Genomic DNA, 7309 nt, shown 5'->3' on the forward strand with positions numbered 1-7309 from the left:
CACCGCGGCGGGCCGGGCCGCCGGCTGCGCCGCCGCCCTGGCCGCGGCGCGCCGCAGCAGCAGCACCGAGCAGAGGGTGAGCAGCAGCGGGGTGAGGGCGAGCGGGGCGGCGGCGGCACCCCGGCTCAGCGGGCCGCCGTGGCCGAGCAGCCAGAGGGCACCGGCCAGCCGGGCCGCGTCGGCGGCGCTGTCCTGCGGCGCGGCGGTGAGCACCCAGAGCAGCAGCACCGGGGCGCCGACCGCGGCGAGGCCGAGCAGCGCCGCCAGGGCACCCGCCCGGGCCGGGCCGGCGGCGAGTGCGCCGATCCCGTGCGGCAGCGGGCGGCCGATCAGCGGGTGCGTCATGGGCTCATGGTGCGCCCGTCACTCGTCCTGCCCCGTGCAGGAGCGCGCCGTCGCCGTGTCCCCGATCATCTGATCATGCGTCAGATTCAGTCGCCGCTCGCGGCGCCCGCCCCCGCCCTGACGGACTACGAGAAGTTATACGAACGATCGTACGTCGAGCTCCTCCAGCAGACCTTCCTGCTCACCGCCGGCCACCGCCGCGCCGCCGAGCGCGCCACCCGGCGGGCCCTGAACTCCGCCTGGAACCGCTGGCCCGAGCCGGCCGCCGACCCCGACCCCGCGCACTGGCTGCGCACCCGCGCCTTCCAGACCGCGCTCTCCCCCTGGCCCCCGCAACACGGCCGCCCGGCGACCGCCGCCCCCGGGCGGGCCACGCGGCTCCCCGCCCGGCTCCCCGAGGCCGACCGCGCGCTGCTCGCCGCGCTGCACCGGCTGAGCCGGGCGCGCCGGCTGGTCGTGGTGCTGCACGACGCCCTCGGCCTGCCGCCCGAGGCGATCGCCGTCGAGGCCGAGGCCAGCACCACCGCCGTCGCCCGCCGGCTGCACGCCGCCCACCTGGAGCTGGCCCGCGCGCTGCCCGCGCTGCTCGGCCCGGACCCGCTGGCCCCCGGCTTCGCCGAACGGCTCGGCGGCCTGCTCTACCGGACGGCCCAGCGCGGCTGCCCGGTGGCCGGGCCGCCGCCGCAGACCACCTGGCAGCGCCGGGCCGCCGCCCGCTGGCAGGCGGTCGCGCTGCCCGCGGCGGCCGGGCTGCTGGTGCTCGCCACCACGGGTGCGATCACCAGCACCCTGGACGGCCACGGCCCGTCCAGCCTCTTCCACTCCGACCCGGCCGTTCCCCCGCTCTGCAGCACCGCGGCCAGCGGCAGCGCCGGCCCGGCCACCGCCACCGGCTCCCCCGGCCTGCACAGCTTCTGGTGCCACCCCGGCGGCGCACTGCCCAGGACGCCGCACCCGGCCGCCCACAGCGCCCCGCCGCAGTCGCCCCCGCCGGCACCCGGGCGGCCCGGCCCCGCACCGCGGGACCCGTTCGGCCCGTCCGGCCCGCTCGGCCCGCTCGGGCCAGCCGGCCCACTCGGCCAGCCCGTCCCGCCCGGCCTACTCGGTCCGCCCGGCCCGCAGAACGCACCGCGCCCCGGACCGGGGATCCGGTCCGGGGCGCGGGTGGAGCTGGTGACCGAGGGTCAGCCCTTGATCAGCTCACGGGCCAGGCGAGCGGTCTCGGACGGCGTCTTGCCGACCTTGACACCGGCGGCCTCCAGGGCCTCCTTCTTCGCCTGGGCGGTGCCCGAGGAGCCCGAGACGATGGCGCCGGCGTGGCCCATGGTCTTGCCCTCGGGGGCGGTGAAGCCCGCGACGTAGCCGACGACCGGCTTGGTCACGTTCGCCTTGATGAAGTCCGCGGCGCGCTCCTCGGCGTCGCCACCGATCTCACCGATCATCACGATGATCTCGGTCTCCGGGTCGGCCTCGAACGCGCGCAGCGCGTCGATGTGGGTGGTGCCGATGACCGGGTCGCCACCGATGCCGACGGCCGAGGAGAAGCCGATGTCGCGCAGCTCGTACATCAGCTGGTAGGTCAGGGTGCCGGACTTCGACACCAGACCGATCTTGCCGGCCTTGGTGATGTCGGCCGGGATGATGCCCGCGTTGGACTTCCCGGGGGAGATCAGGCCGGGGCAGTTCGGGCCGATGATCTGGGTCTTGTTGCCCTTCTCGCCGGCGTAGGCCCAGAACGAGGCGCTGTCGTGCACCGGGACGCCCTCGGTGATGACGACCGCGAGCGGGATCTCGGCGTCGATCGCCTCGACCACGGCGCTCTTGGTGAACGCCGGCGGCACGAAGATGACGCTGACGTCGGCGCCGGTCTTCTCCATGGCCTCGGCGACGGTGCCGAAGACGGGCACCTCGGTGCCGTCGACGTCAACCGTGGTGCCGGCCTTGCGCGGGTTCACGCCGCCGACGATCTTGGTGCCGGAGGCGAGCATGCGGCGGGTGTGCTTCATGCCCTCGGAGCCGGTCATGCCCTGGACGATGACCTTGCTGTCCTCGGTAAGGAAGATAGCCATTGTTGTTCAGTCCCTTCCTTACTTGTTGGCCAGCTCGGCGGCACGGTCGGCCGCACCGTCCATGGTGTCCACCTGCTCGACCAGCGGGTGGTTGGCGTCGGTCAGGATCTTGCGACCCAGCTCGGCGTTGTTGCCGTCCAGGCGGACGACCAGCGGCTTGGTGACCGCCTCGCCCTTGCCCTCCAGCAGGGCCAGGGCCTGGACGATGCCGTTGGCGACCGCGTCGCACGCGGTGATGCCGCCGAAGACGTTCACGAAGACCGACTTGACGTCGGTGTCGCCCAGGATGATCTCCAGGCCGTTCGCCATCACCTCGGCGGAGGCGCCGCCACCGATGTCGAGGAAGTTGGCGGGCTTGACGCCACCGTGCTTCTCACCGGCGTAGGCGACGACGTCCAGGGTGCTCATGACGAGACCCGCGCCGTTGCCGATGATGCCGACCTCACCGTCGAGCTTGACGTAGTTGAGGTTCTTGGCCTTGGCAGCCGCCTCCAGCGGGTTGGCCGCCGCGTGGTCGACCAGCGCCTCGTGCTCCGCCTGGCGGAAGTCGGCGTTCTCGTCCAGCGAGACCTTGCCGTCGAGCGCGATGATCTTGCCGTCACCGGTCTTGACCAGCGGGTTGACCTCGACCAGCAGGGCGTCTTCCTTGATGAAGACGACCCACAGCTTCTGCAGGACCTCGACGACCTGGTCGGCGATCTCGGCCGGGAACTTGGCGGCCGCGACGATCTCGCGGGCCTTGGCCTCGGTGCAGCCCTCGTTCGCGTCGACGGCGACCTTGGCCAGCGCCTCGGGGTTCTCCTCGGCGACGACCTCGATCTCCACGCCGCCCTCCTTGCTGGCCATGGCCAGGAAGGTGCGGTTGGTGCGGTCCAGCAGGAAGGAGACGTAGTACTCCTCCTTGATGTCCGCGGTCTGGGCCAGCATCACCTTGTGAACGGTGTGGCCCTTGATGTCCATACCGAGGATCGCGTCGGCCTTGGCGACGGCGTCGGCGGGGTCGGCGGCGAGCTTGACGCCACCGGCCTTGCCACGGCCTCCGACCTTCACCTGAGCCTTGACGACGGCACGTCCACCGAAGCGCTCGGCGATCGCGCGCGCGTCCTCGGCGGTCTCGATGACCTCGCCATCGAGCACGGGCACGCCGTGCTTGGCGAAGAGGTCCCTCGCCTGGTACTCGAACAGGTCCACGTGTGTTCGTCCTTGTTCGTGGTCGCGGATTGTGTCTCTACGAGCGTGCCACGGCAGGATCTTCGCTGCGGGTCGTCGGGGCCGTGCGGGTACGCAGAGTTGCGGCCTTGCGGCCCACGCGGTCTCGGGCGCACACGTCAATCAACACGCGCGTCACGTCCGTCTGGCAGGGTATCCCCGCAGGACGGGCCCCATCCGCCGCACGGCGGCCCGGCTTGGGTGAGAACCGTCACAACGGGTGCGTCCCCGGCTCCGCGCGCCCACCGTTCACCCGCTGTCCCCGCCGCGGTCCGGCAACGGCAGCGGCCGGTTCGCCAGGGCCGCCGCCATCAGCTCCGGGAACGCGTCCGGGGTGCAGGCCAGGACCGGACAGCCCAGCGCGGACAGGGCCGCGGCGTGCTCCCGGTCGTGGGCCGGGGCGCCGTCGTCACCGAGCGCAAGCAGCACCACGACCCGGACCCCGGCGGCGGTCAGCGCGGCCGCCCGGCGCAGCATCCCGCCCCGGGGTCCGCCCTCGTAGAGATCACTGATCAGGACGACCACGGTGTCCGCCGGACGGGTGATCCGGGAGGCGCAGTAGGCGAGCGCACGGTCGATGTCGGTGCCGCCGCCGAGCTGAGCGGCGAACAGCACGTCCACCGGGTCCGCGAGTTGCTCCGTCAGGTCGACCACCGCGGTGTCGAACAGCACCAGCCGGGTGGCCAGCGTCCGGATCGAGGCCAGCGCCGCGCCCAGCACCGCCGCGTACACCACCGAGGCGGCCATCGACCCGGACTGGTCGACGCAGAGGATCACCTCCTTGGCCGCCGCCCGCCGGGTCCGGGCGAAGCCGACCAGCCGCTCGGGGAGCACGGTGCGCTGCTCCGGCCGGTAGCTGCGCAGGTTCGCCCGCACCGTGCGGTCCCAGTCGATGTCCTGCCGGCGCGGCCGGGCGGCCCGGGCGCTGCGGTCCAGCGCACCGGTCAGCACCGCCCGGGTCCGGTCGGCCAACCGGCGCTCCAGGTCGGCGACCACCTGCCGGACCACCAGCCGGGCGGTGTGCCGGGTGGTCTCGGGCAGCGCGTGGCGCAGCGCGAGCAGCGTGGCCACCAGGTGCACGTCCGGCTCGACCGCCGCCAGCAGCTCCGGCTCCAGCAGCAGCCGCTCCAGGCCCAGCCGGGTGATCGCGTCCTGCTGCAGCAGCTGGACCACGGGGGTCGGGAAGTAGCTGCGGATGTCGCCCAACCAGCGGGCCAGCTGCGGGGCGCTGGCCCCCAGGCCGGCCGCCCGACCCGCCCCGCGGGCGGGCGCGGGGGCCGGGCGCTCGGGCGCGCCGCGGTAGAGGGCGGCCAGCGCGCGGTCGATGCCCGCGTCCCGGCCGGTCGGCAGGTACCCGGTGCCGTCGGCCTCGCCGCCGAGCACCAGCCGCCAGCGCCGCAGCCGATCCCGGTCGGCGGGGGCGGGGGTGGGGAGGTGAGGGGCGGGAGCGGGGAGGTGAGGGGTGGTCGGGTGATCGGTCATCAGCGGGCGCTCCGGAGGCGGGCGGGGGCGGGGGCTGGCGTGGTGCAGGCGGGGCCGAGGTGCGGGTACTGCGGGCCGGCTTCAGGCGGCGCTGCGGTGGCCCGGGTGGGCGGGCGGCGGGGCAGCGGAGCAGCCGAGCAGGCGCAGCACGGTGGGCAGCGCGGCGTCGGCCCGCTCCCGGTCGTACCGGGCGCCGGGGGTGGGTCGGGCGACCGCGGTTAGCGGGCGACCGGCGGCCACCCGGGAGCCGACGGTCTGCCGCACGCCCGCCTCCAGCGCGGCGAAGGTGCGGCGGAGCAGCGGCAGCACGGCGGTGAAGGCGTCCTCGGGCACCTCGGTCAGCCAGCCGTCGAGCAGCGCGAGCAACTGCGGGTCGTGCAGCAGCAGGGCACCACCGCCGGAGAGGAAGCCCTCGATCCACCCGGCCGTGTCGGCAGCCGGCCCCGCGGTGCCCAGCGCCAGGCGCAACCGGCGGGCCGCCTCGGCCGCGTCGAGCCGACCGTCGTCCAGCAGCAGGCGGACCGCCCGGCCGCGCAGCAGCCCCGGCACGGCGGTCATGCCGCCCCGACCGCGCCCGCCGCCCGGCTCACGCCGGGCGAGCGCGGCCAGAGTGGCGGCCCAACGCTCGGCGAGCAGGGTGGGCCCGGAGTGGGACGGGTGGGCGCCGGGGGTCCCGGAGATGCCGGTGGTGCCGGGAACCCCAGGGGTACCGGGGATCCCGGCAGAACCACTTCCCACGCCCGCCGGGCTCCCCGAGTCAGGCCCGCTCCCCGCACCCGCCGTATCCCCGCCCGCTCCTCCTCCCCCGGTACGGCGGCGGTCGAGGAGGGCGATGGCGCCGTGCACCGCGTCCAGCCGGGCGCGCATCGCGGTGGCGCCGTCCTGGTCCAGGCCGGTGCAGGCGGCCGGCAGGCCGGCGCAGAGGCGGGCGGCCAGGCCGTGCGCCACCTCGGCCAGTGCGTTGCCGTCGGTGCCGCGGACGTCCCCGTAGCGCAGCGCCCGGACCAGTGCGGGCAGGGCGTCGGCCAGCGCGGCCGCGTCCGTGTCCAGGGCGGCCCGGTCGGCCAGTTCGCGCATCACCGTGGGCAGCGCGCCGGGGAGCCCGGCCACCAGGCACTGTTCGGCCAGCCGGGTCAGCTCAGCCAGTCGGCGGGTGCCGGCGGCGCGGTCCGCCAGCTTGGCGGTCGCCGCCTGCTCGACGGTGGTCCCCCAGGCGGCGGCCTCGACCACCCGGACCGCGAACTCCGGGTCCCAGCGCAGCCGCCAGCTCTCCCGGAAGGTGCCGGTGGCGGCGACCGGGCCCGCCTGCTCGGTCCCCCAGTCGATGCCGAGCACCCGCAGCCGGTGCAGCAGCAGCGAGCGGGCGGCGTCCAGTTCGCCGCGCAGGTCCAGGCCCAGCTCGCGGTCGGCCGGCTCCGGCCTGAGCCGCAGGGTGCGCTGCAGCCGGGTGAGGTCGCGCTGCAGCGGCACCGCCGGGGCGCCGGCCGGCACCCGGCCGAGCGCGTCCCCGACCACCAGTTGCTCGCGCACCAGGGCGAGCGCCGCCTCGGACCCGTCGCAGAGCACCGCCTGGACCGCGTCCAGCGCCTCGGCCAGTCCGGGGGCCGGGCGACCGCGCACCGCGGCCAGCGCCTCGGCGAGCCGGACCGCCTCGATCACCTGGGCTGCGGACGCCGGGTGGTCCGCGGCGCGCAGCAGCCCGGCGGCCCGGGCCAGGAAACGCGGCAGGCCGGTGCCGCCCGCGAGGGCGACGCCGGCCTGCCGGTCGAACAGGTGCTGGTACCAGCCGGGTGACTCGATGCCGGCGCCGTAGCCGGTCCACTGGGCCAGTCGGCGATGGGTCCAGGGCACCCAGGTGATCTCGGTCTTCAGTCTTCGCGGGAGCCGGGCGAGCAGCGCGTTGTCGGCGCTCGCCGGGCGGGGCGCGGCGAGCGCCGGTACGTGCCAGGCGCCGCAGACCACGGCGATCCGGCGGTGGCCGGCCCGCCGGGCGGCGCGGAGCCGGCGGCGCATGTACGCCTCGCGCAGCTCCTCGTACCGCCCGGCGAGCTCCGCGTACGGCCCGGCGGGCTCCGCATGGGACCCGGCTGATCCGCTCGATAGACCCGGCCAGCCTGCCCCGCGCCGGCACCGACGCCGAGGTCACCGAGCGGGCCCGGGCGCTGGTCCGGGCGGCCGCCGCGCTGCGCGGCTGGCGGCTGGCG

The 7309-nt window shown here is 75.9% G+C and carries 4 protein-coding genes and 2 pseudogenes; 1 reads left to right on the plus strand and 5 read right to left on the minus strand.

Features of this window, described 5'->3' with window-relative positions:
• The 5 genes and pseudogenes from ACQRUO_RS37870 to ACQRUO_RS37890 all read right to left on the minus strand — a co-directional run.
• A partial coding sequence (locus ACQRUO_RS37870) for a cell division protein PerM (protein ID WP_428320726.1) occupies positions 1-345 on the minus strand: 345 nt, incomplete at its 3' end.
• Between the two features lie 1184 nt (positions 346-1529).
• Complete coding sequence (gene sucD / locus ACQRUO_RS37875) at positions 1530-2414, minus strand: succinate--CoA ligase subunit alpha (RefSeq protein WP_428320727.1); 885 nt, start codon at positions 2412-2414, stop codon at positions 1530-1532.
• Between the two features lie 18 nt (positions 2415-2432).
• Complete coding sequence (gene sucC / locus ACQRUO_RS37880; protein WP_428320728.1) at positions 2433-3605, minus strand: ADP-forming succinate--CoA ligase subunit beta; 1173 nt, start codon at positions 3603-3605, stop codon at positions 2433-2435.
• A gap of 267 nt (positions 3606-3872) precedes the next feature.
• Positions 3873-5105: a VWA domain-containing protein gene (locus ACQRUO_RS37885; protein WP_428320729.1), complete on the minus strand. Its 1233-nt coding sequence runs from the start codon at positions 5103-5105 to the stop codon at positions 3873-3875.
• An 81-nt stretch (positions 5106-5186) separates the two neighbouring features.
• Positions 5187-7190, minus strand: a pseudogene (locus ACQRUO_RS37890) (DUF5682 family protein); the annotation flags it as partial.
• Here ACQRUO_RS37890 and ACQRUO_RS37895 point away from each other — a divergent pair.
• A pseudogene (locus tag ACQRUO_RS37895) lies at positions 7187-7309 on the plus strand (protein-tyrosine-phosphatase); the annotation flags it as partial. The pseudogenes ACQRUO_RS37890 and ACQRUO_RS37895 sit on opposite strands and share 4 nt — an antisense overlap.

The sequence above is a fragment of the Kitasatospora sp. LaBMicrA B282 genome (assembly GCF_050325825.1).
Taxonomy (GTDB): Bacteria; Actinomycetota; Actinomycetes; order Streptomycetales; family Streptomycetaceae; genus Kitasatospora.